The sequence below is a fragment of the Streptomyces sp. NPDC043812 genome, assembly GCF_056436245.1.
In genome coordinates, this window is sequence record NZ_JBWKCY010000084.1 from 1 (window position 1) to 2,666 (window position 2,666).

Genomic DNA, 2,666 nt, shown 5'->3' on the forward strand with positions numbered 1-2,666 from the left:
CGGGTGGCGCATCGAAGTGCCGCGCCACCTCAGGCTCAGCTCACGCGGTCAGTGCGGTGGCAGCGGCGGTGGCGGTGGCGACGCGGCGCACCTTGGCGGCCCTGATCAGTGCGGCTGCCCGGCCCCGGGGGGCGAGTGCGGAGTCGGGGTGGCCGGAGTCGAGCACCACGGCCCTGCGCCGCAGGTGCCGCGCGTACTTGAGTGCCTCGTACGGCACCGTGTCGACCTGGCAGGACGGCTCGATCAGGGCGAGGCTGCCGGTCAGTGCGGCGAGCAGCCCGGCGTTGGCGTGCAGGGTGTTGCTGCTGGCCGGGGTGCCGGGAGGGCAGAGGCTGACGGCGAGTCCGCCGCGGTGGACGGCCCGGTCGCGCAGCTCGGTCTGGTTGTGCGGGTGGCAGCGGTCCAGTCCGCAGGGCAGCAGCGCCAGGGTGGTTGACGATGCGGCGTAGGCGGCGTTCTGGACGGTGGTGTCGATTCCGTAGGAGAGCGGGGAGGCGACGATGTGTCCTGCGTCGACCAGGGCGCGCGTCAGTTCGGCGTCGGCTGCGGTCCCGTCGGGACTGGCGTCGCGGCGGCCGGTGACGGCAACGGCGCGCTCGGACAGCGCGGCCAGGTCACCCGTGCCGCGGATCCAGAGCCCGAATGGCCGGTCGCTGCCCATGGCGTCCAGCGCGGTCGGCCACGACGGGTCACCGGGGACGATGAACTCAGCGGTGAGGCGCGCCCGGGACAGTCCTCCGGCGGGGTCGTACAGCGCGAGGGGACCGGCGTTGCCTGCCGTGGCGAGGCGGCGCCAGAGGTCGACCGGGCCGAGCGTGGTCATCTCGTCGGCGACGTCACGGGGGCGGTGGAAGGCGGACAGGGCGGCGCGCGCTGCGCGCTCGGTCATGAGTGTGGATGCCACGGAAACCTCACAAAGGGGTGTGGTTGGGAAGGGGTGCCGTCTGCGGGGCCAACCGCGGGCGGTTCCTGGTGCGTTCGTGGGTGCCCCGGTGTCCGGGGCGCGGGCCGGGGGCGGCTGAGCGTGGCCGCCCCCGGCGGTCCGGGTCACGGGCGGGTGAGCTCCAGCGGAATGTCCCGGCCGATCGCGGCGGCGAGGTTGCGCGCCTTTGCCTCGCTGTCCAGCAGGTCGGAGATCTCGACCAGGATTCCCTTCGGCACGGTGACCCGGGAGCCGAATCCGTGGCTGAAGTGGGGGAAGCCGTTGGGGCCGAACTTCGCATCCTGGATCCAGTCGGGTTCGCCGACCAGGCGGGACAGGAAGAACGTGGTGGGCTTCTCGTCGCCCGGTATGGTGAGTGCGAGTTCGGCCTCGATGCCGATCCGGTCACCACCGAGAAGCGCGGGGGCGGCTTCGTGCCGCTTGTCCATCGTGCGGACAGCGGCGGTGAGTTCGAAGGTCCGGCCGTTCTGCTCGACAGTGACCGTGTGGTTCGTGCCGACCTGGTCCATGGGTCCTCCTTGCGTGGGTGTGGCTGGGTGTCGTCCGGGGGCCACCTTCTGACATTAATAATCGTAGCACGATTGAAGGTTCGAGGGGGAGGGGTTAGCCGCTGGCTGTCCAGCTCAGTGCCGCGTCGAGATATGGCGATACGGGAGCCCATCCCACTCTCGCGGTGCCAGTAGCGGGCCAGCGCGATCCGCCCGGCGGCGGACAGGGTGACCGTGTCGGTGTGCGGGGTCTCGCTGAGCCATCCGCTACGCCGCAGGATGAAGGACGGCACCGGCGGGATGGGGAGGAACGGCGCCGTGATCACGCATCCGCCACCGGGTTCCGCGTGCAGCCGGGCGCCCGTTCCCGCGTTCTCGACGAGTTCCAGATCGGTGGCCTGGGTCCTGGTGATGCGGTCGGGCCGCACGGCCGGCACCGGGTGCAGGTAGCGGCGTCCGCTGCCGGCTTCGCGCCGGGTGGGGTGGGTCAGGCGCAGTTCGCCGAGCGTGTCAGGGGCGATGGTGCAGCCCTTCGCGGCGGAGCGCCTGATCAGGTTGTCGGCTTCCCACCCGGTGATGAATCCGAAATCCGTGTGGTGGGAGACCCATTGCTTGTAGGCGGCGTACTCCGGGCCCCACGGGCGCGGCGTGATGATGGGTGCCGCGGTACTGCGTGCGGTCGTGCGCCATGCCGGGTCCTTCCGGTCGATGGGCCGTGGTGAGCGGCGGAGGCAACGGCTCGATCGGGGCGGCGGGCGCGGCTACGCCTCGGTGCCGTACGGGCGCAGAAGGGAATCCGTGTCGTCGCTGCCGGGTCCGGCTTCGGCCCGGGCGGTCAGCGGCAGGCACAGCAGCTCCCCTTCCCACGTGTCGTCATCGGGGTGGGCTGCTGCGTCGGGCAGGTGGCCGTAGGTTCCGCCCGCGCGTGCCAGGCGGCGGACCAGGTGCAGAAGGTGCGGCGGCAGATGCGGATCGAGCTCGCCCCATGCCGCGCGCAGCGCGGTGTCGGCCAGCGGGGGCAGGAGCAGCGGAGGTTCGAAGTCGCACAGGAGCCGGCCGGCCGTGTCCCGCACGCTGTGCAGCCACAGGCCGTCTTCGTTGCGGAAAGGGATCTGGTAGGCGGCGTCCGGGAACATCGCGGTGAGGGTGTCGGCGATGGTGCGGGCCATGCCGCGGGCTGCCTCCAGTGCGTTGGCCGCGGCGGCCTCGAATGCGTCATGGGTGGTGTGGTGCAC

General features: G+C 71.8%; 3 protein-coding genes. All 3 read right to left on the reverse strand.

The features are described from left to right. Positions 1-40 precede the first annotated feature (40 nt). Positions 41-889, reverse strand: coding sequence for a DNA-processing protein DprA (locus AC067Z_RS38705; protein WP_478794331.1), 849 nt, complete (start codon positions 887-889; stop codon positions 41-43). Between the two features lie 158 nt (positions 890-1,047). Next, positions 1,048-1,452, reverse strand: a complete 405-nt coding sequence (locus tag AC067Z_RS38710; RefSeq protein WP_478794332.1) for a hypothetical protein — start codon at positions 1,450-1,452, stop codon at positions 1,048-1,050. A gap of 740 nt (positions 1,453-2,192) precedes the next feature. Next, positions 2,193-2,666 (reverse strand): hypothetical protein (locus tag AC067Z_RS38715; RefSeq protein ID WP_478794333.1); only part of this gene is annotated, 474 nt, incomplete at its 5' end.